We start from the raw sequence: 22,501 nt of genomic DNA, 5'->3' as shown, positions 1-22,501 counted from the left end.
ACAAGCCCTGCGTCAAACTCGCAGGCACATCGGCTAATTGCACCAGCAATCGATCTTCACCGTGTTTAGGGTAGACACCCCCGATCACCATCGGCTCAAGTCGGAGTAAATCGATTGCCCTGCCTTCCCGCGTTAGCGTTGTGACTCGACCTTGACTCAGCGTAATCGCCACTCTAGCACCCTTGGCAAATTGATCAGGGAACTTAAAATCTCGCGTATAAACCTCAATGCGATTGCCATTGCGGCTGTACTGCCCTGGCCGATATAAAGATGCCACTGAGCGATAACCCACCCAATCTAATTCGCGAACTAATGCCGCAGGTTCTATGGGCGCACCCTCGAAGAGCTCAAGTGAACGCCCATATACCGTCGCCGGTAGCGCGTATCGCTTTTGATCAAAGGTATTGCTTATAGTCGCATCGAGATAGGCAACCCATAGCAAACCCAAAGCGAAACACGCCAGAAATAACTTCAACAATACAATAGAAAGCTTGCGCAACATGAAATAAGCCGATTATGCGAAAAGATTACACTTTTAATTAGAGTGGATGCTGAGATAATACACGAAACCAAACGCGAAGCGACCCAACATGAAGCAATACACCATCTTCGGGATCGGTGCGGCACTTGTCGACACTGAAATTAAAGTCACCGATCAAGACCTTAACACCATGCAGGTCGAAAAGGGCTTAATGACCTTAGTCGACGAAGCCCGTCAAGATGAGCTAATTGCCCACCTACAAGATCACCTAACCACCGCCGAACACGCCAGTGGTGGTAGTGCTGCCAACTCGGTGATTGCGGCGGCCCTACTGGGTAGCCCAACGTACTTTGCCTGCAAAGTGGCGCACGATGAGTACGGTGACATCTATCTCGGCGATTTGGCAGCAGCAGGTGTAGCCTTTGACGAATCCGTTGCGCGAGGTATTGGCACTACGGGTAAATGTTTGGTCATGATTACCCCCGATGCGGAACGCAGCATGAATACCTTTTTGGGCATCAGTGCGGCCTTGTCGCTCGACCAACTCAATACCAAAGCTTTGTGTGCGAGCGAGTGGCTTTATCTAGAAGCCTATCAAGCGCCCTCACCAACCGGCATGAAAGCCTGTCTGCGCGCCCGCGATATCGCCAAACAGAACGAGGTAAAAATCGCGGTCAGCTTTTCGGATCCCGGCATGGTCGAATTTTTTCGATCGCAAATCGATGCCTTGGTCGGCGATGGCGTTGATTTAATCTTCTGCAATACTCAGGAAGCACTGACCTATGCCAAAACTGAATCCCTAGACGTCGCGATCGAGGTGTTAAAACACAAAGCGCGGCAGTTTGTTATTACCCGCGGCGCAGAGGGCGCGCTTGCCTACGATGGTAGCGAACTCATTGAGATACCCGCACACCAAGTACACGCCATCGACAGCAACGGGGCAGGTGATATGTTTGCAGGCGCGTTTTTATATGCACTCACGCGCGGTGAGGATTTTGCCACCTCGGGACGCTTTGGCAGCCTTGCGGCGGGAACCATCGTGAGTCAATATGGTCCTAGATTGAGTGCTGACACCTGTCAGCACTTACGCCAATCTTTCTTTGGTAACTAACTCGCGAGGCCAAACGGTGAGCAAACCAGAAATTAAACCCGATCCTCTTTATCAAATGCTGCGCCAAGAAGACGTTAAAGCGTTTAATGAAGCGCGAGACACTCTTAGCACCAGCGAACTTAAAAGCGGCGATTACCGTGGTCGAGATTTGCGCAACATGAATGCCGACGGCTTAGATTTCAGCGACGCTTACTTCCGCAACGCCGATCTGTCCGGTATCGACTTTCGCAACACGAATTTAGAGGGAGCAAGCATCCTAGACGCCAAACTCTCGGGCACCTACTTCCCAGACGAATTAAGCCCCGAAGAGATACGTCTGTCTCTGGATACAGGCACGCGCCTGCGCTATCGTCGCTAGCTTACCTAACCCTGGGCTAGCAAATCTCTGAGATCGACAATGGCAGCATTGGCTCGGGTTAAGTAGCTCGCCATGACCAATGAGTGATTAGCCCACAGACCAAAGCCACTGCCGTTCAATATCATGGGGCTCCATACGTTTTCCTGCGTGGCCTCGAGTTCTCGGATAATTTGTCGGACACTCACAGTAGCGTTCTTTTTGGCCAACACATCCGCAAAGTCCACCTCGATAGCACGCAGAATGTGCAACAAGGCCCAGGCGGTACCACGCGCCTCATAAAACACATCGTCAATTTCAGCCCACGGTGTTTTAACTTCTAGCTCGGCCGGTACCGGCGTGGACTGAGTTGCGGCGCCATCACCAGCCAAATCGGTATTCACACGCCGCTGCCCCACACTGGCGCTCAAGCGCTGCGACAGGCTGCCCAGCCGAATATCTACTGCTGCCAGCCAATGTCGAAGATTGTCGGCTCTGGCGTAAAACTGCGCCTCTTTTGCCTCAGGGTCTTGCAAACGCGCCAAGTACGCACGCAAATACGCCAAGCCTTCCTCGTACTGGGATTCGGAACTTGGCAACATCCAAGAATTAGCCTGAAAGTTAAAGCGAGGCTCCGCCAAAGCCAAATCGGGGTCTTCGCGTGATTGTGATTGCGATCGAGACATCACCTCTCGCATCGCCCGAGTCAAATCACGCAGCTGAATTAAAACGCCGTATTCCCAGTTGGGGATGTTATCCAACAAAACCCCAGGTGGCGCGATGTCATTGCGCAAAAAGCCCCCCGGCTTCGATAACAGACTTTCGCCCAGCTGAATGGCAGTTAATGTTGTGGCAACACCCGTCGCCGGGCGGGATGAAGACTCCGCGATAATGGCTTGAACATCGAAAGGTGCAGGCGCGCGAGACCAATAAATTCCAAACCCCGCCACCAGTAAAATATAAACCGCGAGCAAACCTCCCAAGGGGCCAGCCAGGCCCACAGCGCCGGTGGGCAACCACGTCTTAATTCGGTTTTTCAGTTGCTGCAGCGCCATGATTTGCTCCGTTTAATGATGTTGGTGATGCGGCATCGCATCCATAGGAGCCATTTTTAACACAGGCACTGCCTTGCAAGACTTCAACTCGCCTGATTTAACGCACACTTCGACTTGATCGCCCTCTTTCGGCATAGCTTCAAGCCCCATCAACATCACATGCAAACCAGCAGGTTGTAATGTCTTGTGCTCATCGGGCGCCAACACCAAAGCCTGCTGCTTGATCATGCGCATCTGTCCATCTTGAAGGACCGAATCATGCAGCTCTGCAGCAGCTGCGATGGGTGAACTAAACCCGTCAATTGTCATTGTGGTATCGCTAGCGTTATGCAATGTCAGATACGCCGCAGTCACCTTTCGCGTGGGCGGCAGCGCACGAACCCAACCATTCATAATGTGTAGCTCATTAGCATGACTACCATGCGAGGCCTGCTGCTGCTCGTGTTGCGCCTGACTCGCCGCCACATCACTAACACACACCGCGCTTAAACCGAGCATGAGGGCCTGCAAAACAAACTTCATAGCAACACTCCTTTATCTGACGCCACTATAGCACGAATGATTGGCGAAACTTTGGGATTACACCAGCAACCTGCTAGTATTTACGCTCTTTTTACCGCTTGAGGTTGCAAATGGATCAGGGAATTCGCAAGTTGTTTGCCGTGCTATTACTGCTCGCCCTGCCACTGCAAAGTCTGGCGCAAGGCAACTTTCTAACAGCAAGCAATCAAGATGAGTTTTTACCTGTTGAAGACGCTTACAAGGTTCAAGTCGACCTGATCGATGCACAAACGCTAAAGGTACTGTGGCAAATCGCTCCCGAATACTATCTGTATCAGCATCAGTTTGCATTTGCTCTTAAGCCCGAATCCAGGGCACCGGGCGTAAGCGCTCGCTATTCAGCAGCTATCGATAAAACGGATGAATATTTCGGCGACGTAAAAGTCTATTACGAGTTTGCTGACATTGACCTAAGCACCGCCACTCCCATACCCGACGGCACGGTGCTTGCCATTACCTCGCAAGGCTGCGCCGATGCAGGCCTGTGCTATCCTCCGCGCACGGACTACTTCGAGCTACAGCCTGCGGCCGGACAAGTTTTACCCCTAAGTGAAGAGCAATATCGGCAAGCTCAGCAATCCCTGCAGCCGCGACCGGAAGTTAGCTCGCAAAGCGTGTGGACAATAATGCTGTTCGCCTTGCTCGGTGGGGCCATCCTCAACTTAATGCCCTGTGTTTTCCCTATTCTTTCGTTAAAAGTTTTAGGTTTTGTCAGCGCTGATCCGAAGGAAAACCATGTTCACAGCTGGTATTACACCGCAGGCGTTGTTTTAAGTTTTGTGGCATTTGCCGGTCTTATACTGACGTTAAAAGCAGCCGGTCAAGCAGTTGGCTGGGGATTCCAGCTACAAAGCACTGAATTCGTCGGGCTGCTGGCGCTTCTGTTCTTCGCAATGGCGCTCGCTTTATCGGGCCTTGCCGAGCTCGGAACGTCGTTCATGGGCTTAGGCAGCTCACTCACCCAAGGAACCAACCACAAGAGCAGCTTTTTTACGGGCGTACTTGCGGTCGTGGTAGCAAGCCCCTGCACAGCGCCATTTATGGGCACGGCTTTAGGTTTTGCGCTAACCCAAAATACCGCAACAGCGCTGCTAGTTTTCGCCGCACTCGGGCTAGGCATGGCATTACCCATGATAGCTCTTAGCTACAGCACCACGCTTAGACGGTGGATGCCGAAACCAGGCGCATGGATGGTCACGTTCCGGCAATTTTTAGCATTCCCACTCTACATGACGGTAATCTGGTTACTTTGGGTTGCAGGGCGCCAAGCAGGCGTGGATGTCTTCGCCACCTTACTGGTTGCCTGCTTGTTAATAGCCTTGTCGCTATGGCTCTGGAGCAAAACAGGTTGGGCAAAACGCTTGTCTGCACTGACCTTCGCACTTGCCATCCTACTAACCTTCAACCCGCCCGTCCAAACCGAAACCCAATCATCAAGTGGCGCGTTTTCGCGCAGCGAGCTCAACACGCTGACAGCCGGGGCGCAGACGGTCTTTGTAGACGTCACCGCCGACTGGTGCATTACGTGCATTGCCAACGAGAAGGCCGTGCTTGAAACTGCGGAAATTCAGCAAGCCTTTGCCGAACGCAATGTCATCTACCACATTATCGACTGGACAAATTACGACCCCGCGGTTGCAGAATTTTTGGCAGAGTTTCAGCGCAGCGGCATACCGTTTTACCTCGTCTATCCAGGAAATAGCCAGCCGCCGGTAATCTTGCCCCAAATTCTCACCAAAGAAATTGTACTGAATTCGATTGGCGCACAGTAAATACTGCCAGTCAATTAAGGTAAATCACGCTAAAAAGCGTGATTTGCGGCGAAACGGCTCGGAACCCATGGACTTCTAAACGGTAATTTGTCACACTTGCGCCATTATAAGCAGGCAGCGGGGGCGGCTCTACTATGGCGACAATTTGGGTAATACATGGCCCCAATCTCAACTTACTTGGCCAACGCGAGCCCGGAGTCTACGGCCACAGCACGCTAGACGATATCAATGGGCAACTTCAACTCATTGCCCTGCAAGAAGGTGTGCAAATTAGCTGCTACCAAAGCAACGCTGAGCACGAACTCATCGACAAAATTCATTCTGCACGCGCGGCTAATGTCGATGTGATTGTGATTAACCCCGGTGCGTTGACCCATACGAGCGTTGCCTTACGCGATGCACTCACCGGTGTCGCCATTCCATTTATTGAAACGCACTTATCGAACGTACATGCTCGAGAACCCTTCAGAAAACACTCGTATTTATCGGATGTCGCCATCGGCGTTATTTGTGGCTTTGGAGTTAAAAGTTACGAACTGGCGCTAACGGCAGCGATCGAGCACACAAAACAACATTAACGCGCCAAGCGCTTTCACTTTATAAGGTTGAACTACTATGGATATCCGCAAGGTCAAAAAATTGGTTGAGCTTCTCGAAGAGTCAAATATCGACGAAATCGAAATTCATGAAGGCGACGATTCTGTCCGTATTCGCCGCAGCGCACCCGCAGGTAATGTCTCGGTTGCCTCTGTGCCGACCTACGCACCACCCGCTCCGGCGGCCGCTGCACCTGCGGCGCCAGTGGCAGAAGCACCTAAAGAAGCTGCGATAGAGGGTCATGCCGTTAAATCACCGATGGTCGGCACGTACTACGCTGCGCCCTCACCAACATCCGCACCTTTCATCAAGGTTGGCCAAAACGTTAACGCCGGCGACGTCATCTGTATCGTCGAAGCAATGAAGATGATGAACCAAATTGAAGCAGACAAGTCCGGCAAAATTGGCGCCATCTTGGTCGAAAACGGCGAAGCCGTTGAGTTCGACCAGCCTCTGATCACGATTATTTGATCGGGAGCAGATCGATGCGAACCATAGAAAAAGTCCTGATCGCGAATCGCGGCGAGATCGCCTTGCGCGTGCTTAGAGCCTGTAAGGAACTGGGCATCAAAACGGTAGCCGTACACTCGACTGCGGACCGCGACCTCATGCATGTGCGTTTAGCAGACGAAGCCGTCTGCATCGGTCCCGCGGCCTCAGCGCAAAGCTACCTAAACATACCGGCGATTATCAGCGCAGCCGAAGTCACCAACGCCGATGCGATTCACCCCGGCTATGGTTTTTTGGCCGAGAATGCCGATTTTGCGGAGCAAGTTGAGCGCAGCGGTTTTATTTTTATTGGCCCCACAGCCGATACCATCCGCTTAATGGGCGACAAAGTATCGGCCATTGAGGCCATGAAAAAGGCCGGCGTCCCCACGGTGCCTGGCTCGGACGGCCCCTTGACTGCCGATGCCGATCGGACCCTCGAAATTGCGCGTCGTATCGGCTATCCGGTAATTGTTAAAGCCGCAGCTGGCGGCGGCGGCCGGGGAATGCGCGTCGTCCACAACGAGGCAGCACTGCTGTCCTCGGTGCAGGTCACACAGTCAGAAGCAGCTGCGGCCTTTGGCAGCGATGTCGTCTACATCGAGAAATATCTGCAGCGTCCGCGACACGTCGAAATTCAAGTATTGGCTGACGGCCAAGGCGGCGTTGTTCACTTGGGCGACCGCGATTGCTCACTCCAACGTCGACACCAAAAAGTGATCGAAGAAGCCCCTGCACCTGGCATTCCCGATGAGCTGCGTCAAGCCGTAGGCGAGAGCTGTGTAAATGCGTGTAAAACCATCGGCTACCGCGGCGCAGGTACTTTCGAGTTCTTGTACGAAGACGGTGGGTTTTACTTTATCGAAATGAACACCCGGGTACAGGTAGAGCACCCTGTCACCGAAATGATTACCGGTGTCGACATCGTACGCGAGCAAATTCGCGTCGCGGGAGGTGAAGCCCTTGGCTTCGAGCAAGGCGATATCACCTTTACCGGGCACGCCATGGAATGTCGAATCAACGCGGAAGATCCTCAAACGTTCCTGCCCTCGCCTGGCAAGATCAAGCGTTTCCATGCGCCGGGCGGTATCGGCGTGCGGGTTGACTCCCACATTTACGACGGCTACACCGTGCCCCCGTTTTACGATTCACTCATTGCCAAAGTCATTACTCACGGACACGATCGCGCTACCGCTATGAAACGCATGCAGCGCGCGCTAGATGAGTTGGTTGTAGAAGGTATACGGACTAACGCAGCTCTGCATCGCAACCTTGTCAGAGACACCTCGTTCTTAGCCGGCGGTGTGAGCATTCACTACCTCGAAGGCCTCCTGGAAGACTAACATGGCCTGGATCCAAGTTCGAGCGCGTGCGCCCAAGACATTGCACGAAACCATCGAGGACCACCTGCTCGAACTTGGCGCGGTATCCATTACTTTTCAAGATGGCGCAGACCAACCTGTGCTCGAGCCCGGAGTTGGGGAGACACCCCTTTGGGACAACCTAGTCATTTTAGGGCTGTTCACGGCTGATACTCCCAGTGAATCGTTACGCTCACATCTTCAACACGTGTTTGCACCCTCAGGCCAGTTTGATATCGAAATTCTAGAAGACCGTGTATGGGAACGCGAATGGGAAAAACACTACCAACCCATTCAATTTGCTGACAACCTGTGGATCTGTCCTAGTTGGTGTACCCCACCCGATCCAGCAGCGGTAAATTTGCTGTTGGATCCAGGCCTAGCATTCGGCACAGGAACCCACCCTTCGACAGCAATGTGTTTAAAGCAACTGGCCCAACAAGAGCTCAAAGATCAAATGACCGTCGATTATGGTTGTGGATCGGGCATTCTGGGCATTGCCATGCTGAAAATGGGCGCTTCACGCTTTGTGGGTATCGACAACGACCCACAAGCACTGGTTGCAACTGCAGACAACGCGCGACGCAATAGCATTGCGAGTAGCGAGTTCATCGTGGTCGGGCCAGAGCAAGAAGACCAGCACCTTGGGCCTGCTTGTGCCGACACCCTTGTTGCCAACATCTTGGCCGAACCTTTGATGATGTTAGCGCCAAAATTAGTCGAATTTTTGAAGCCCGACGGATTGTTAGTGCTCGCAGGATTGATTGAATCCCAAGTTCCGGCTGTAAGCGAACATTACTTGCCGGCGGTCGAGCTGCATATTGCCGATCAAACCGACGAATGGGTTTGTTTAATCGGGCGCAAGCGTAAGCATTGAGTTTTTTTAAATGTTCGTTCTAGTACCGCACGACATGCGGTATCCTTACCAATTCCCCATAAAGAGTGGTAACGACTTTGCTGACGATCGGCCGCCATCAATTTGACTATCCCGTCATCGCCGCACCTATGGCTGGCGTGTCAGATTTGCCGTTTCGTCGACTCTGCCTCGAACACGGCGCGTCCTACGCAGTCGCCGAAATGATCAGTGCCAACCCAGACACGCGCCAAACCCAAAAATCCCAATGGCGCAGCGTCATTGACTCCAACCAAGCTCATATCGTACAGATTGTCGGCCATGACCCCCAACAACTGGGGGAAGCAGCTCGACTCAACCAGGAAGCCGGCGCCGATATCATCGATATCAATATGGGCTGCCCTGCAAAAAAAGTGTGTAAAAAGGCGGCGGGGTCGGCATTGCTCGCCAACGAAGCCTTGGTACAAGACATTTTAGTCGCAGTAAAGTCTGCCGTAGATATTCCCGTGACCCTCAAAATTCGCACCGGCACATCACCAAACGAGCGCAACGCCACAACCATTGCCCTCATCGCGCAAGACGCTGGCATTGCTGCACTTACAATTCACGGGCGCACCAAAGCCTGCGCGTTTAAAGGTGCCGTCGAATACGATACGATCGCAGAGGTAGTAAGCCGCGTCGAGATCCCAGTCATCGCAAATGGTGATATTACCCACCCCGATCAGGCACTTAAGGTGTTAAACTACACAGGTGCTGCCGGGATCATGGTCGGCCGCGGCGCACAGGGTCAACCTTGGTTACTTGGTCAGATAAAGCACAAGTGGCGTACCGGCGAGGTACTAGAAGCGCCCAGTCGTGAAACGAAACTACACATCGCCTACCAGCATGTAGCTGCGATTCATGAATTTTACGGCGACTTTATGGGCGTGCGCTTTGCTCGCAAACACGCCAGCTGGTACTTTGAATCTATGGACCTCGACCGAAGCGTACGATCAAGCTTTAACCAAATTCAGCACCCCCAAGAACAACTGGACTTTATCCAGCAATTAACAGCGACTCTTAGAAAAGATGCGGCGTAATAACGATGAATAATAGGCAAAGGACACTCTTATGAGCCTACGCAACGCTGTAACAGCAAGCTTAGACACCTATTTCGAACAAATGGATGGCCAACTGCCCAGCGACCTATACACCATGGTCATTAATGAGGTAGAAGGCCCTTTGTTGGCCTACGTGATGGAGCAGGTCAATCATAACCAGTGCAAAGCAGCCGAGATGCTGGGCTTAAACCGCGGCACCTTGCGCAAAAAACTCAAATTCCACCAACTCATCGACTAAAACGTTCAGGACACACATGACTACAGCCGCTCTTGCCCCCGTAAAACAAGCATTAATTAGCGTGTCGGATAAAACCGGCATTGTAGAGTTCGCCACAGCACTAAGCGCTATGAATGTCGCGCTACTGTCCACAGGTGGAACGTACAAACTGCTGTCTGAGGCTGGTCTTCCTGTTCGTGAAGTCTCTGCCTACACAGGCTTTCCTGAAATGATGGATGGACGCGTTAAAACGCTACACCCTAAAGTACATGGCGGTATTTTGGGACGTCGCGGTACCGATGACGACGTCATGTCAGAGCATGCGATCGAGACTATCGATATGGTCGTCGTAAACCTTTATCCCTTTGAAGCGACCATCGCAAAACCAGACTGCACTCAAGAAGATGCTATTGAAAACATCGATATTGGCGGTCCTACAATGGTTCGCTCTGCCGCTAAAAACCACAAAGACGTCACCATTGTCGTAAATGCCTCCGACTACGGTCGCATTTTAGACGAACTAAAATCAAACAACGGCGCTACAACTTACGAGACGCGCTTCGATTTAGCCATCAAAGCCTTTGAGCACACCGCTAAGTACGACGCCGCTATTGCCAACCACTTCGGTCAATTCGTAGAGGGTGGCGAGCCCAAGTTCCCGCGCACTTACACGAAGCAATTTACTAAACTTCAGGGAATGCGCTACGGCGAGAACCCCCATCAAGCCGCTGCATTTTATGCCGAATCGCCTGCACCTGACGCCAGCATCTCCAATACCCAACAGGTTCAGGGCAAAGAGCTCAGCTACAACAACGTTGCTGACACCGACGCTGCGCTCGAGTGCGTCAAAGTATTCGCCGAGCCCGCTTGCGTTATCGTTAAGCACGCCAATCCCTGCGGCGTAGCGACTGCAACAACCCTTCTAGAGGCGTACCACAAAGCGTTTGAAACCGATCCCGAAAGCGCCTTTGGTGGCATCATTGCCTTTAACCGCCCACTCGACGCCGAGACGGCTAAAACGATCATCGACCGCCAGTTTGTGGAAGTAATCATCGCACCAACCGTGGATGACGACGCACTGCCAGTACTGGCGCAAAAAACCAATGTGCGCGTCTTAACGACTACGGGCTGGCAAGCAACTACTCCCGCGCTCGATATCAAACAAGTTAATGGCGGCATTTTGCTTCAAGATCGCGACCTGAGTCTAATTGGCGCTGATGAAATAAAAGTGGTCAGCAAACGCGCCCCGACCCCAACCGAGATGGCCGACTTACTATTTGCATGGCGTGTCGCTAAATTCGTCAAGAGCAACGCTATCGTCTACGCCAAAAACCAGCGAACCATCGGTGTTGGTGCAGGTCAGATGTCCCGAGTTAATTCAGCGAGAATTGCGGCCATTAAAGCCGAGCATGCCGGACTTGAAGTACAAGGGTCGGTCATGGCGTCTGATGCTTTCTTCCCCTTTCGCGATGGCATTGATAACGCTGCCAAGGTGGGTATTGCGGCCGTAATTCAGCCAGGCGGATCAATTCGTGATGAAGAGGTCATTGCGGCGGCGGACGAAGCAAACATCGCCATGGTATTTACTGGTATGCGCCATTTCCGTCACTAAGGAGCAAATCGTGAACGTATTGATTATTGGAAGTGGCGGTCGCGAGCACGCGCTGGCCTATAAGGCAGCTCAATCAGAGAGCGTCGAGACGGTATTTGTCGCACCAGGCAACGCCGGTACCGAGCGCGAAGCAGGCCTGTTAAACGTTGCAATCGACCCTTTGGATTTTGATGCGCTTGCCGCCTTCGCGATTGAAAACGGTGTGGGCCTTACTATTGTTGGCCCGGAAGCACCGCTGGTTGCGGGTATTGTCGACGACTTTACTCAACGCGGTTTGCCCTGCTTTGGGCCCAGTCAAGCCGCAGCACAACTCGAAGGTTCCAAAGCATTCACTAAGGCGTTTTTAGCCCGTCATAATATCCCGACGGCCTCCTACCAAACATTTACCGAAGTAGAGCCCGCAGTTGCGTACATAACAGCGCAAGGTGCACCCATCGTTGTCAAGGCCGACGGCTTAGCCGCCGGTAAAGGCGTCATCGTAGCAACAACCGAACAAGAAGCCATCGATGCAGTGACCGACATGCTGTCTGGCAATGCCTTTGGTGATGCGGGTTGTCGTGTCGTTATCGAAGAGTGTCTGCTGGGTGAGGAAGCGAGCTTTATCGTTGTCTGTGATGGTAAAAATGCCGTACCCATGGCCAGCAGCCAAGACCACAAACGCGTAGGCGAAGGTGATACGGGGCCCAACACGGGCGGCATGGGGGCCTACTCTCCCGCGCCGGTCGTAACACCCGAAATTCACGACCGCATTATGGCCGAAGTCATTTATCCGACGCTCAAAGGTATGGCCAGCGAAGGCGCCGATTACACTGGGTTTTTGTATGCAGGCCTTATGATTGACACCGAGGGCACGCCCAAAGTGATTGAATTTAACTGTCGCTTTGGTGATCCCGAAACACAACCCATCATGATGCGCTTGAAGTCAGACTTAGTCGCCTTGTGCCAAGCTGCTTTAGCAGGAGAGCTCGATGGGCGCGACGTTGAATGGGATCCTCGCCCCAGCATGGGGGTGGTATTAGCGGCGGGCGGCTACCCTGCCGATTACCCCAAAGGTGACGTTATAAGCGGCTTAGAACAAGCAGACAGTGAAGATGTTAAAGTCTTCCACGCGGGAACCAAATCGAATGGCAACGATGTTGTTACCAACGGCGGACGCGTGCTTTGCGTCACGGCGCTGGGCAGCGATTTGCAGGCAGCCCAGCAAAACTGTTATGACGCAATAAAAGCGATATCATGGGAGGGTATGAATTACCGCCGCGATATCGGCTGGCGCGCATTGTAATAGAAAGGTTAAAAGCAAATGAGCACACTACCACTGGTTCGACCTCGCACTCGGCAGTTAAGCCTGTTAGATCGCTTAGTAGGCGAAGTCGATACCGTGGTAAAAACTCTAACCAACAAGGGCTTAGTCGCCTCGCGGCCCAGTCCGGCCTCAGGTCACAGCGAGGGGCTGACAAGCGACTCTGAAAAACGCCATGTGGCTGGCTTGATGCGCGTTAATCACGCAGGCGAAGTCTGTGCTCAAGCGCTGTATCAAGGGCAAGCTTTGACGGCGAAGCTCCCCGAAGTACGCGAAGAAATGCGCGATGCCGCGCAAGAAGAAGTCGATCATCTGGTCTGGTGCAAAGAACGACTGGACCAACTCGACAGCCACACCAGCATACTGAACCCCTTGTGGTACGGACTATCGTTTGGTTTAGGTGCCCTTGCGGGTGCAGCTGGTGACAAATGGTCTTTAGGGTTTGTGGCCGCAACGGAAGAGCGCGTATGCCGCCACTTAAAAGATCATTTAAAGCAATTGCCCGAGTCGGATCGTCGCTCCCGTCTGATATTACAAACCATGATCGAAGACGAGCAACGCCACGGTGAAACCGCGTTAGAGGCAGGCGGTGCCGAGCTACCAAAACCCATCAAAAATGCAATGAGCGCGGTAGCGACCGCGATGACTAAAAGTAGCTACTACCTTTAGTCCTGACCAAACTCTCTTGCTTCAAAGGTGTGCGTCACCTCAACTCCTGCGGCAGCCAACATAATAGACGCAGAGCAATACTTTTCAGCCGACAACGCGACCGCGCGTTCCACTTGCGATTCTTTGAGTTTCACGCCAGTAACCACAAAATGCATATTAATTTTGGTGAAAACCGCAGGCACTGCATCGGCACGCTCAGCTTGCAGCAGCACCTCGCAGTCCACAACGTTCTGGCGCCCTTTTTCAAGCATACTGATCACATCAAAGCTCGCACAGCCTCCGGCGCCTATCAACAGCATTTCCATCGGCCGAATACCTAAATTACGCCCACCAAGACTTTCGGGACCATCCATGACAACCGAGTGACCGCTACCGCTTTCACCTAAAAACTGCTTGCCGCCGGTCCATTTTACACGCGCTTCCAAAATTTGCTCCTTACCTATTACTTAAAGATGACTTATAGCATCTTTGTTTACTTTGCTCAGATACACGCTAAACTGTAGCCCTGTCTTAACTACGGAAGGCCTGTGTGCTCGAGCGTCAACACGATCTAAGTTTCTATAAAGCCTTTGTTCGCGAATGCGAAACTCAGCACTACGAGGCCAAAGCAACCATCATTGCCGAAGGCAGTGAATCGGACAGATTGTATCTGATTTTAGAGGGCACCGTCTCTGTCCAAGTTGCCGAAGAAAAAGACCCCAACCAATTAATGGTTGTCGCCTATTTAAGCGAAGGTGAATTTGTCGGCGAACTGGGATTTTTTAGTGCCGAAGCCCTTCATCGCAGTGCGAAGATCGTGGCAAAAACCGACTGCTATATCGCCTCGATCTCTTACAGCAAACTTAACAGCATCCGAGATAAGTACCCAGACATCGTATTTGCCATAGCCTCTCAAGTGGCCTCACGCTTGGTGCAGACCACACGTAAATTACGCGATCTTACTTTTGTCGATGTCGCTGGCCGCATTGCTCACGCGCTACTCGATCTCACCGAACAACCCGAAGCACAAGAGCACCCCGAAGGGCGGCTTATCCGCATCACTCGGCAAGAACTAGGTAACTTAGTTGGATGCAGCCGAGAAATGGCCGGCCGGGTTTTGAAGTCCCTAGAAGAGGATGGCCTGGTCGTCATTACTGGCCAGACCCTATTGGTTAGGACTCAAGATTAGGCAAACAAGGCTTTCAACGCTTCGCCTGGATCAGGCTGCTTCATAAACGCTTCGCCAATCAAGAACCCATTGACCTGATTAGAACGCATCAGCGCCACATCATCTTGAGTATGAATGCCACTTTCGGTAATCACTGTAACACCACTGGGGATTTCAGGTAGCAGTGAAATGGTCGTCTGTAAATCGGTATTAAAGGTGTGCAAATCGCGGTTGTTGATGCCCAATAACGGGGCTTCTATGCGCAGGGCGCGCTCTAATTCATGTGCGTCGTGCACCTCAATCAGCGTGTGCAGACCATAATGCGTTGACACCGCGTACAAATCGGCTAGTTGCGCATCATCTAACACCGCAGCGATCAATAAAATGGCATCTGCACCAATCGCCCGCGCTTCTGCGATCTGATAATCATCAACCGTGAAATCTTTGCGCAATACCGGTAGATCACACGCCGATCGTGCTTCTTTTAAGTAGGCATCACTACCCTGGAAAAAATCAATATCCGTCAGCACTGACAAACACGCAGCGCCTGCACCAGCATAGCTTTGGGCAATGTCTCCTGGGCGAAAATCCGCGCGGATGACGCCTTTGCTGGGCGACGCTTTTTTTACCTCGGCAATAATGCCTGGCTCATTATTAGAACAACGCGCAACCAAGGCGCCGGTAAAATCACGCACGGGCGACTGTTCAGACTGAAGCTCTTCAAGATTACTGAGCGTTAATTGCTGTTTGCGCTCGGCGACTTCTTCGTACTTGCGTGCAACAATCGTTCTTAAAATCGTGGGTGTATTCATTCTTCTGCCGCAGCCTTCATGGTTTGCGTCAACTGGATAAAGGTCGCCAGTTTCTCCTTAGCTTGCCCAGTGGCAATGACATCATCAGCCAAAGCCACGCCTTTTGCGAGTGTCGAGGCACAGCCACTGACATACAGCGCAGCACCTGCGTTCATCGCAATGATTGCGCGCGCGCGATCATAACGGTCACCACCTGCGTTACCCAGAGCGTCCCGAATTAACGCAGCCGATTCAGCAGCGCTGTGGACCACTAAATCATCGATGGAACCTACGGTTTGCCCCAAGTCTTCTGGGGTCACAGTAAAATTGGTGACGACGCCGTCTTTTAGCTCGGCGACTTGCGAAGGGCCGGTTAAACTCAACTCGTCAACACCACCATGACCATGCACTACCAGAACGTGCTCGCTACCTAAACGCTGCAGTACTTGCGCCATAAAATCACACAGCGCTGGCTCGAACACACCCAGCACCTGTCGTTTGGCAAAAGCAGGGTTGGTTAAAGGCCCCAATACGTTAAAAATAGTGCGCATAGCCATATCGCGCCGCGGGCCCACCGCGTAACGCATAGCACTGTGGTGAGCGGGTGCAAATAAAAACCCCAATCCCACCGCGTCAATCGCTCGCGCAACCTGCTCAGAATCTAAATCGAGCGGCATACCCAACTCACTCAGTACATCCGAGCTACCGCTTGAACTCGAGACCGAACGATTACCGTGTTTGGCAACATGAGCGCCAGCCGCGGCAGCCACAATACTGGCGGCAGTCGACACGTTAAATAAATTGGCGCCATCACCTCCGGTACCCGCCAAATCGACCAAGGGTGCACTTTTGGGCGTAACGGGAGACACTAAGTCGCGCATTACTTGAGCGGCAGCGCTGACTTCATCGATGGTTTCACCTTTGATACGCAAACCCATGAGCAAAGCGCCAATTTGTGCATCCGTGGCATCGCCTGACATGACTTGGGCCATCACCGCGCGCATCTCGTCGTAGGTAAGATCGTCGCCTGCTACCAGCCGTTTTAGAGCTGCCTGAATATTCATGGAGCATCCTTTCCTAATAGAAAGTTGTTTAGCAAGGCGTGACCGTGTTCGGTTAAGATCGATTCGGGGTGAAACTGAACGCCTTGGATATCGTAGGTTTTATGCCGCAAACCCATAATTTCATCGACCTCACCCGCGGGCGTTTGCGTCCAGGCAGTCACCTCCAAACAATCAGGTAGCGTGTCTTTTTCGACGACTAAGCTGTGGTAACGCGTTGCGGTGTAGGGCGAGGGTATATCTTTAAAGATACCTTCGTTGGTGTGGTAAATCGGCGAAGTCTTGCCATGCATCACAGCTCGAGCCCGCACCACTTTGCCACCAAAGGCCTGACCAATACTTTGATGTCCTAAACAAATACCCAAAATCGGTAGGCGCCCAGCGTAAGCGCGGATGACATCCAGCGAAATTCCAGCCTCATTCGGTGTGCAAGGGCCTGGTGAAATGACAATACGCTCTGGCTTTAAGGCTTCGATGTCCGCGACACTGATTTCGTCGTTGCGCACAACGCGCACGTCTGCACCAAGCTCCGCGAGATACTGCACCACATTAAAGGTGAAGGAGTCATAATTGTCGATCATCAGCAACATCGGCGCCGATCCTTAAACGAGGGTTTTTAAATAGCACGAGACGACTAAAAACTTACGTGCCGACGCGCTAAAGCTGCATAATTATAGCACGTTTGCTTACACGGGGTTTAGGGCAAAAGCTCACTCGACTTAACCATCGCCGCCGCACGCAACATCGCGCGCGCCTTGTTCAGAGTCTCTTTCCACTCGAGCTCCGGCACCGAATCGGCAACGATACCCGCACCCGCTTGAATATACAGCGTTTGGTTCTTAATGACCGCCGTACGAATAGCAATAGCGGTATCCATATCGCCCGACCACGAGATGTAGCCCACTGCACCGCCGTACACGCCGCGCTTAACGGGCTCGAGTTCGTCGATAATTTCCATCGCGCGTACCTTAGGCGCACCCGATAACGTGCCGGCTGGCAGAGTCGAGCGCAACACATCCATAGGGCTCAAGCCTGACTTTAATCGTCCTGTGACGCTAGAAATAATGTGCATCACATGGCTGTAACGCTCGATAATCATGTTGTCTTGCAATACCACCGAGCCCGTTTCAGCAATGCGCCCCACATCGTTGCGACCTAAGTCAATCAACATTAAATGCTCGGCTATTTCTTTGGGGTCGTTTTTAAGCTCTTGCTCCATCGCCAAGTCTTCGGCTTCGGTGCGGCCGCGGCGACGGGTTCCCGCCATCGGTTTTACCGTCACCTCTTGGTCCTGCACCCGCGCCAAAATCTCAGGTGATGAACCCACGATATAAAAATCGCCCAAATCTAAATAGTACATGTAAGGCGAAGGGTTTAGGTTGCGCAGCGCACGATACAAATTAATCGGCGGCTCAGAAAACGGCAGACTCATGCGTTGTGAGGGCACAACCTGCATCACATCGCCCGCCAATACATAATCTTTAACTCGCTCAACCGCAGACTCAAAGCGATCTTGACTAAAGCTAAATTCGGCGCCCTGCTCAATGGCTTCGGCATTTTCAGGCTCTAAGCGAATCGCTGGCAAGGCCTCGAGCGGCTGAGGCAGTGCTGCTTCAAGCGCGCCCAAACGCGCAATGGCTGCATCGTAAGCGCGATCCTGATCCACATCGACGTTCACGATCAACGTTAAGGTACCCGCCAAGTTGTCAAAGACCAGAACTTCCTCGGATACCATCAAGAGGATATCGGGGTTTTGAACGTCATCATGTGGCACCGAATCGGCCAAGCGCTGCTCGACGAACCGTACTGTATCGTATGCAAAATAGCCAACTAGCCCGCCGTGAAACACGGGCAAGCCTTCGATGGGCGCCGAGGTAAATTGCTCGCGAAATGCATCGACCTCTGCCAGCGGATCACTGGACTCCCACTCGCGCAACACGTCATTGCCGCGGACTTCTTGCATAACATGGCCGCGCGCCACCAATCGATGCGAACACGGTAGACCGATAATGGAATAACGACCCCATTTTTCGCCACCTTGTACCGATTCAAACAAGTAAGAATAAGCACCCCGAGCCAGCTTCAGGTAAGCGGTTAGGGGTGTTTCCATATCGGCTAAAAAGGTCGCCGCTACGGGGACACGCTTAAAGCCTTCGGCTTTGAGCTGCTGGAATTCTACCTTGCTGATCGGGTTTAACATGGCTCTTACACGCTCGCTAACTGAGCACGCATGGCGGCTATGGCCTGTGCATAATCCGGTTTGTTAAAAATAGCTGAGCCCGCCACAAACATGTCGGCACCTGCTCGAGCTATATCAGCGATATTGTCCGCCGTCACGCCACCGTCAATCTCTAGGCGGATATCGTAGCCGGACTCATCGATCAAACGACGTACTTCGGCACATTTCTCTAGGGTCGAGGGAATAAATTTTTGCCCGCCAAACCCGGGGTTCACCGACATCAGCAGCACCATATCAAGCTTGTCCATGACGTACTTCAAGCAATCAGGGCTAACATGAGGGTTTAAGACTAGCCCCGCTTTACAGCCTGCCGCGCGGATTGCGCTCAGCGATCGATCGACGTGCGTCGATGCGTCGGGGTGAAACGTAATGTAGCTGGCACCTGCGTCGGCAAATTGCGTGATCAAGGCATCTACTGGTGACACCATCAAATGCACATCGATTGGGGCAGTAACGCCGTAGTCGCGCAAGGCCTTACACACCATTGGCCCGATGGTTAAATTCGGCACGTAATGATTATCCATTACATCAAAATGCACCACATCGGCCCCGGCAGCTAACACAGCGTCAACTTCCTCGCCTAAGCGAGCAAAATCGGCCGATAAAATCGAAGGGGCAATTAAATAATCGGTCACAGCAAGCGTCTCGTTTCGCAAAATGTGTAGTTTAACGCGTTAGCGGGCCGCAGCGAACCTTTTCTCTAATTCGTCCAAACGCTCGGGGGTTCCAACATCCAGCCAAGAACCCCGAAAACGCTCGCCAAAAATTACGCCATTGGTGATCCCTTGCTCTAGCAAGGGTCTCAAGGGAAGCAGCTCGGGCGCATAGCCTTTGAACAAGTCAGGGTGATACACGCCCATGCCAGAGTAGGTAAATGCCTGGGTTTGGACCTCATCTCGGAGCGCCAGACTGCCATTAGGCCTAAACCCAAAATCGCCTGAAGGGTTGTGTTCTGGGTTATCCACCATAATTAACGAAGCCATTGCACCACGCGGCAGACGCACCCAAGGAAAGGGCTGGTAGTCGCACCACACATCTGCATTGACGACCCAAAAAGGCTGATCACCCAGCAAGGGCAAGGCATTGACGATACCGCCTGCTGTTTCCAAACGTTCAGGCTCATGCGAATAGGCTATATCCAATCCAAATTGGCTACCATCACCGCAGGTTGCTTGAATTTGCTCACCCAAATACGAGGTGTTAATGACAATTTCCCGAAAACCCATGTTCTGAAGCTTGCGCAATTGATGCACAATCAGCGGCGAGCCGTTTACAGGTAACAGAGGTTTTGGGCAGGTCTCGGTCAGAGCACCCATACGTTCGCCACGACCGGCGGCCAGCAACATTACTCGCATGCTGTGTACCAATCACAATGCTTAAAGGCAGGGCGAATCTGCTCGGCCCATAGGGGCCGAAATGCGGCAACGCTGGGTTCTGATTCGCTGTACAGCATTAACGTCTCCTCTATGTAAGCAATAACTCGAGGCAAATCAGGCAAGTAACCGGGCTTACCATCACGCAAATACAAGCGTGCAAACACACCCAAAACTTTGATGTGACGCTGCAGGCCCATTAAGTCAAAATCGCGCAAGAATTCACCACCAGTGGCAGGCTTTAGAGCGTCATCTAACCTGTCATAGAAGGTCTCTACCCAAGCTTTCACCTGCGCCCTGGGCCAAGTGCAATAGCAGTCTTTTAATAGCGACACCAAGTCGTAAGTCACCGGGCCGATAACAGCGTCCTGAAAATCGATTGCCACCAATTCCTTATCGGTCACCATCAAATTGCGCGAGTGAAAATCGCGATGAACTAAAACCTGAGCCTGCGCAAGCGCAGAGCCGATCAGTCTTTCATCCAAATCACCTTGCGCCTTCTGAAACTCAGCAGAGGGTTCCATACCCAACAGACCACGGATAAACCACTCTTCACAAACATCCAACTCCGTCCGCAAACGCTCGGCATTGTAAGCCGGCAACCCGATGGCTCGAGTGGTCGCTCGTGCCACCTGAGACAACATTTGCATGGCGCTTAAATAGTAGGCATCAACACTCTGGTCGGTCAACAAGGGCAGCAGCTGCCGATCTCCAACGTCTTCTTGTAGCGAGTACCCCAGTTCGTCATCCCATGCTATAAGATGAGGCACTCTCGCACCGGCATCCGAGAAAACCTTGGCACAATATACAAAGGTTTGGGTCACGCCTGGCTCGGCGCTCGCATCGGCAAAAATGCAAGATCGACCGTTCGCGCGAACTCGATAGTAACGCCGCAAACTCGCGTCACCAGCCAACGCGTCAAAATGCACTTCGGTTGCGTTCAACCCTAACTGAGTTTTGATCCACGCCAGTTGTGTTTCAGGATTTGGAGTCTGCACAGATTCTCACAAAATTTAAGTCGGACAAGCCTAGCCGCATGTTTTATCATGCGCACTTTAGCACTAACAGACCCACTGGTAACCATGGCGCTTGCAACTCCTCAACGCAAAACCAAACTTCACCCACTTTGGCTGGCCTTGGGGCCTGCGCTTGCGTTGTATGCTAGCGGCAGTCAAGCCGATGCACCCCCAGATAAAACCTCTGCATCCACGCTATACCGTTGCGAAGCGAATCGTGATAACACTGGCTGGGACTGTGATGCAGCGCCAAGTGCTGCTCTGACACAGCGTACCGTCAGCGCAAAGCCAAACCGCACGAAAAACCAGCAGCCTAGCTCGACCGTGGGAAAGCCTGAATCCAAACTTATACCCGACACGGCGCACTTAGATTGGCAGCCACTTGCCAGAGTACCGGCTGACCAACGAGACGAAGACTGCGTTCGTTGCAACGGCCGCTACCTTGAGCCCGATTTCGACACAAGCGGAGCCTCTAGCGATAACATTAACGCAAGCGCCGACAATTCAGAGACAAGCCCCACGGGCTCGGTGCTGTCAGGTGATGTCCTCCTCACTCAAGGCGCCCGACGTATCCAAGCTGATAAAGTCACCATCACCAAGGACAGCGAATCGCTACAACTTGAAGGACACGTTGTAATTCGTGAACCGGGCGTGTTGCTGCAAAGCCAAGCTGCCGTCATTTCAAGAGCTAATCAAACTGCAAAATTGAGCCGAGCCGAGTTCGTCCTTCACGACGACTTTTTACACGGCAGAGCCGAGCAGCTAGAGCAAACAGGCACGCAAAGCTTGGTACTGACCAATAGCGCCGTGAGCTATTGCGCACCTGACGACCCCAGTTGGGAGCTTCATGCCGACCAGCTTGAACTGGACGCTGAAGCCGGCGTTGGTAGAGCAGAAGGCGCCAAACTTAAAGTCAAAGACACGACCGTGCTCGCCCTGCCCAACATGAGCTTTCCCGTGGGTGACAAGCGCAAATCTGGGGTTTTATGGCCCAGCATCAGCAACGATTCAGAAAACGGAGCGACCATTGCCGTACCCTTGTACGCAAACTTAGCGCCAAATTATGATGTGCTCTACACCCCAATGCTGATGCAAGAGCGCGGGTTCCACCAAACCCTTGCCGGGCGCTATCTCGGCAAATCAACTGGGCAGCTCGAACTTGAAGTGGGCTATATCGACAGCGATGAGCTAGGCTTTGCCGGAGGCTCGGTAGGCCAGAACCGCTGGCATATCAATCTAACGCAAGAGGCCGAGTACAACCATAACTGGTCATCTAAAATTCAGATCGCGCGCATCAGTGACCCCAACTACTTGCGCGATCTCGACAGCGGTCGCGTAAATAGTCGCTACCAAGACCAATTA

At 52.5% G+C, this 22,501-nt stretch carries 24 protein-coding genes and 1 pseudogene; 14 read left to right on the top strand and 11 right to left on the bottom strand.

The annotated features are described in order from the left end of the window. A pseudogene (locus ACTF5Z_RS03500) lies at positions 1 to 502 on the bottom strand (penicillin-binding protein 1B); the annotation flags it as partial. 88 nt (positions 503 to 590) lie between these two features. Between ACTF5Z_RS03500 and ACTF5Z_RS03495 the strand changes: the two are divergent. Together ACTF5Z_RS03495 and ACTF5Z_RS03490 are read left to right on the top strand one after the other, a co-directional pair. Beyond that, on the top strand, positions 591 to 1,592 hold the full coding sequence (locus tag ACTF5Z_RS03495) for an adenosine kinase (protein ID WP_438984507.1): 1,002 nt from the start codon (positions 591 to 593) through the stop codon (positions 1,590 to 1,592). A gap of 16 nt (positions 1,593 to 1,608) precedes the next feature. Continuing rightward, complete coding sequence (locus ACTF5Z_RS03490; RefSeq protein WP_423850487.1) at positions 1,609 to 1,950, top strand: pentapeptide repeat-containing protein; 342 nt, start codon at positions 1,609 to 1,611, stop codon at positions 1,948 to 1,950. 5 nt (positions 1,951 to 1,955) lie between these two features. Here the strand turns inward: ACTF5Z_RS03490 and ACTF5Z_RS03485 are convergent, their stop codons facing one another. Both ACTF5Z_RS03485 and ACTF5Z_RS03480 read right to left on the bottom strand, forming a co-directional pair. Continuing rightward, positions 1,956 to 2,981 carry a DUF2333 family protein gene (locus tag ACTF5Z_RS03485; protein WP_438984506.1) on the bottom strand — a complete coding sequence of 342 codons (1,026 nt, stop codon included), beginning with the start codon at positions 2,979 to 2,981 and terminating at the stop codon, positions 1,956 to 1,958. 12 nt (positions 2,982 to 2,993) lie between these two features. Further along, a complete protein-coding gene (locus ACTF5Z_RS03480; protein WP_438984505.1) occupies positions 2,994 to 3,503 on the bottom strand; it encodes a copper chaperone PCu(A)C in 510 nt (169 codons plus the stop codon). Positions 3,504 to 3,613: 110 nt separating this feature from the next. Between ACTF5Z_RS03480 and ACTF5Z_RS03475 the strand changes: the two genes are divergently transcribed. The 10 genes from ACTF5Z_RS03475 to coq7 all read left to right on the top strand — a co-directional run bounded on the left by ACTF5Z_RS03475 (position 3,614) and on the right by coq7 (position 13,512). Further along, positions 3,614 to 5,314: a protein-disulfide reductase DsbD family protein gene (locus ACTF5Z_RS03475; protein ID WP_438984504.1), complete on the top strand. Its 1,701-nt coding sequence runs from the start codon at positions 3,614 to 3,616 to the stop codon at positions 5,312 to 5,314. Positions 5,315 to 5,448: 134 nt separating this feature from the next. Next, positions 5,449 to 5,892 carry a type II 3-dehydroquinate dehydratase gene (gene aroQ, locus ACTF5Z_RS03470; protein WP_423854716.1) on the top strand — a complete coding sequence of 148 codons (444 nt, stop codon included), beginning with the start codon at positions 5,449 to 5,451 and terminating at the stop codon, positions 5,890 to 5,892. A gap of 37 nt (positions 5,893 to 5,929) precedes the next feature. Beyond that, positions 5,930 to 6,382, top strand: a complete 453-nt coding sequence (gene accB / locus ACTF5Z_RS03465) for an acetyl-CoA carboxylase biotin carboxyl carrier protein (protein ID WP_423853920.1) — start codon at positions 5,930 to 5,932, stop codon at positions 6,380 to 6,382. 14 nt (positions 6,383 to 6,396) lie between these two features. Next, on the top strand, positions 6,397 to 7,743 hold the full coding sequence (accC, locus tag ACTF5Z_RS03460; protein WP_438984503.1) for an acetyl-CoA carboxylase biotin carboxylase subunit: 1,347 nt from the start codon (positions 6,397 to 6,399) through the stop codon (positions 7,741 to 7,743). 1 nt (position 7,744) lies between these two features. Next, positions 7,745 to 8,638 (top strand): 50S ribosomal protein L11 methyltransferase, encoded by an 894-nt coding sequence (prmA, locus tag ACTF5Z_RS03455; protein WP_438984502.1) that lies wholly within the window; start codon positions 7,745 to 7,747, stop codon positions 8,636 to 8,638. Between the two features lie 77 nt (positions 8,639 to 8,715). After that, positions 8,716 to 9,693, top strand: coding sequence for a tRNA dihydrouridine synthase DusB (gene dusB, locus ACTF5Z_RS03450; RefSeq protein WP_438984501.1), 978 nt, complete (start codon positions 8,716 to 8,718; stop codon positions 9,691 to 9,693). A 31-nt stretch (positions 9,694 to 9,724) separates the two neighbouring features. Then, positions 9,725 to 9,952 (top strand): helix-turn-helix domain-containing protein, encoded by a 228-nt coding sequence (locus tag ACTF5Z_RS03445; protein WP_009575080.1) that lies wholly within the window; start codon positions 9,725 to 9,727, stop codon positions 9,950 to 9,952. A gap of 16 nt (positions 9,953 to 9,968) precedes the next feature. Then, positions 9,969 to 11,543 carry a bifunctional phosphoribosylaminoimidazolecarboxamide formyltransferase/IMP cyclohydrolase gene (gene purH / locus ACTF5Z_RS03440; RefSeq protein ID WP_438984500.1) on the top strand — a complete coding sequence of 525 codons (1,575 nt, stop codon included), beginning with the start codon at positions 9,969 to 9,971 and terminating at the stop codon, positions 11,541 to 11,543. Positions 11,544 to 11,553: 10 nt separating this feature from the next. Then, complete coding sequence (purD, locus tag ACTF5Z_RS03435) at positions 11,554 to 12,825, top strand: phosphoribosylamine--glycine ligase (protein WP_438984499.1); 1,272 nt, start codon at positions 11,554 to 11,556, stop codon at positions 12,823 to 12,825. A gap of 18 nt (positions 12,826 to 12,843) precedes the next feature. Beyond that, positions 12,844 to 13,512, top strand: a complete 669-nt coding sequence (gene coq7, locus ACTF5Z_RS03430; protein WP_009575083.1) for a 2-polyprenyl-3-methyl-6-methoxy-1,4-benzoquinone monooxygenase — start codon at positions 12,844 to 12,846, stop codon at positions 13,510 to 13,512. On the opposite strand, the gene ACTF5Z_RS03425 is transcribed toward coq7, so the two are convergent. Further along, complete coding sequence (locus ACTF5Z_RS03425; protein WP_009575084.1) at positions 13,509 to 13,937, bottom strand: OsmC family protein; 429 nt, start codon at positions 13,935 to 13,937, stop codon at positions 13,509 to 13,511. The genes coq7 and ACTF5Z_RS03425 overlap by 4 nt on opposite strands. A gap of 104 nt (positions 13,938 to 14,041) precedes the next feature. On the opposite strand from ACTF5Z_RS03425, the gene ACTF5Z_RS03420 reads away from it, so the two are divergent. Then, on the top strand, positions 14,042 to 14,680 hold the full coding sequence (locus ACTF5Z_RS03420; protein ID WP_438984498.1) for a cyclic nucleotide-binding domain-containing protein: 639 nt from the start codon (positions 14,042 to 14,044) through the stop codon (positions 14,678 to 14,680). Here ACTF5Z_RS03420 and trpC read toward each other — a convergent pair. The 7 genes from trpC to ACTF5Z_RS03385 form a co-directional block, all read right to left on the bottom strand. Further along, positions 14,677 to 15,471, bottom strand: a complete 795-nt coding sequence (trpC, locus tag ACTF5Z_RS03415) for an indole-3-glycerol phosphate synthase TrpC (RefSeq protein ID WP_438984497.1) — start codon at positions 15,469 to 15,471, stop codon at positions 14,677 to 14,679. The genes ACTF5Z_RS03420 and trpC overlap by 4 nt on opposite strands. Further along, on the bottom strand, positions 15,468 to 16,514 hold the full coding sequence (gene trpD, locus ACTF5Z_RS03410) for an anthranilate phosphoribosyltransferase (protein WP_423849309.1): 1,047 nt from the start codon (positions 16,512 to 16,514) through the stop codon (positions 15,468 to 15,470). Before trpD ends, trpC begins: the two co-directional genes overlap by 4 nt. Then, entirely contained in the window at positions 16,511 to 17,101 is a 591-nt protein-coding gene (locus ACTF5Z_RS03405; protein ID WP_423849308.1) for an anthranilate synthase component II, read from the bottom strand. The genes trpD and ACTF5Z_RS03405 overlap by 4 nt, the downstream gene beginning before the upstream one ends. 107 nt (positions 17,102 to 17,208) lie before the next feature. Next, positions 17,209 to 18,711: an anthranilate synthase component I gene (gene trpE, locus ACTF5Z_RS03400; RefSeq protein WP_438984496.1), complete on the bottom strand. Its 1,503-nt coding sequence runs from the start codon at positions 18,709 to 18,711 to the stop codon at positions 17,209 to 17,211. Positions 18,712 to 18,716: 5 nt separating this feature from the next. Beyond that, positions 18,717 to 19,385, bottom strand: a complete 669-nt coding sequence (gene rpe / locus ACTF5Z_RS03395; RefSeq protein ID WP_423849306.1) for a ribulose-phosphate 3-epimerase — start codon at positions 19,383 to 19,385, stop codon at positions 18,717 to 18,719. Between the two features lie 39 nt (positions 19,386 to 19,424). Next, positions 19,425 to 20,105, bottom strand: coding sequence for an N-acetylmuramate alpha-1-phosphate uridylyltransferase MurU (gene murU, locus ACTF5Z_RS03390; RefSeq protein ID WP_438984495.1), 681 nt, complete (start codon positions 20,103 to 20,105; stop codon positions 19,425 to 19,427). Then, a complete protein-coding gene (locus tag ACTF5Z_RS03385) occupies positions 20,096 to 21,121 on the bottom strand; it encodes an aminoglycoside phosphotransferase family protein (protein WP_438984494.1) in 1,026 nt (341 codons plus the stop codon). The genes murU and ACTF5Z_RS03385 overlap by 10 nt, the downstream gene beginning before the upstream one ends. Positions 21,122 to 21,169: 48 nt before the next feature. On the opposite strand from ACTF5Z_RS03385, the gene ACTF5Z_RS03380 reads away from it, so the two are divergent. Then, positions 21,170 to 22,501, top strand: a 1,332-nt coding sequence (locus ACTF5Z_RS03380; protein WP_438984493.1) for an LPS-assembly protein LptD, incomplete at its 3' end; no start/stop codon positions are given.

The sequence above is a fragment of the Aequoribacter sp. genome (assembly GCF_965659035.1).
Taxonomy (GTDB): Bacteria; Pseudomonadota; Gammaproteobacteria; order Pseudomonadales; family Halieaceae; genus Aequoribacter.
The sequence above is the reverse complement of the archived record's forward strand: the minus strand, read 5'-3'. Positions and strand labels throughout refer to the sequence as shown.

What these genes read in the sequence shown, in the direction of transcription:
- ACTF5Z_RS03475 (WP_438984504.1), top strand. Translation starts at nt 3,614, where the DNA reads ATGGATCAGGGAATTCGCAAGTTGTTTGCCGTGCTATTACTGCTCGCC.
- trpD (WP_423849309.1), bottom strand. Translation starts at nt 16,514, where the DNA reads ATGAATATTCAGGCAGCTCTAAAACGGCTGGTAGCAGGCGACGATCTT.
- ACTF5Z_RS03485 (WP_438984506.1), bottom strand. Translation starts at nt 2,981, where the DNA reads ATGGCGCTGCAGCAACTGAAAAACCGAATTAAGACGTGGTTGCCCACC.
- purH (WP_438984500.1), top strand. Translation starts at nt 9,969, where the DNA reads ATGACTACAGCCGCTCTTGCCCCCGTAAAACAAGCATTAATTAGCGTG.
- ACTF5Z_RS03480 (WP_438984505.1), bottom strand. Translation starts at nt 3,503, where the DNA reads ATGAAGTTTGTTTTGCAGGCCCTCATGCTCGGTTTAAGCGCGGTGTGT.
- prmA (WP_438984502.1), top strand. Translation starts at nt 7,745, where the DNA reads ATGGCCTGGATCCAAGTTCGAGCGCGTGCGCCCAAGACATTGCACGAA.
- accB (WP_423853920.1), top strand. Translation starts at nt 5,930, where the DNA reads ATGGATATCCGCAAGGTCAAAAAATTGGTTGAGCTTCTCGAAGAGTCA.
- trpE (WP_438984496.1), bottom strand. Translation starts at nt 18,711, where the DNA reads ATGTTAAACCCGATCAGCAAGGTAGAATTCCAGCAGCTCAAAGCCGAA.
- ACTF5Z_RS03495 (WP_438984507.1), top strand. Translation starts at nt 591, where the DNA reads ATGAAGCAATACACCATCTTCGGGATCGGTGCGGCACTTGTCGACACT.
- trpC (WP_438984497.1), bottom strand. Translation starts at nt 15,471, where the DNA reads ATGAATACACCCACGATTTTAAGAACGATTGTTGCACGCAAGTACGAA.
- aroQ (WP_423854716.1), top strand. Translation starts at nt 5,449, where the DNA reads ATGGCGACAATTTGGGTAATACATGGCCCCAATCTCAACTTACTTGGC.
- coq7 (WP_009575083.1), top strand. Translation starts at nt 12,844, where the DNA reads ATGAGCACACTACCACTGGTTCGACCTCGCACTCGGCAGTTAAGCCTG.
- murU (WP_438984495.1), bottom strand. Translation starts at nt 20,105, where the DNA reads ATGCGAGTAATGTTGCTGGCCGCCGGTCGTGGCGAACGTATGGGTGCT.
- ACTF5Z_RS03445 (WP_009575080.1), top strand. Translation starts at nt 9,725, where the DNA reads ATGAGCCTACGCAACGCTGTAACAGCAAGCTTAGACACCTATTTCGAA.
- ACTF5Z_RS03405 (WP_423849308.1), bottom strand. Translation starts at nt 17,101, where the DNA reads ATGTTGCTGATGATCGACAATTATGACTCCTTCACCTTTAATGTGGTG.
- accC (WP_438984503.1), top strand. Translation starts at nt 6,397, where the DNA reads ATGCGAACCATAGAAAAAGTCCTGATCGCGAATCGCGGCGAGATCGCC.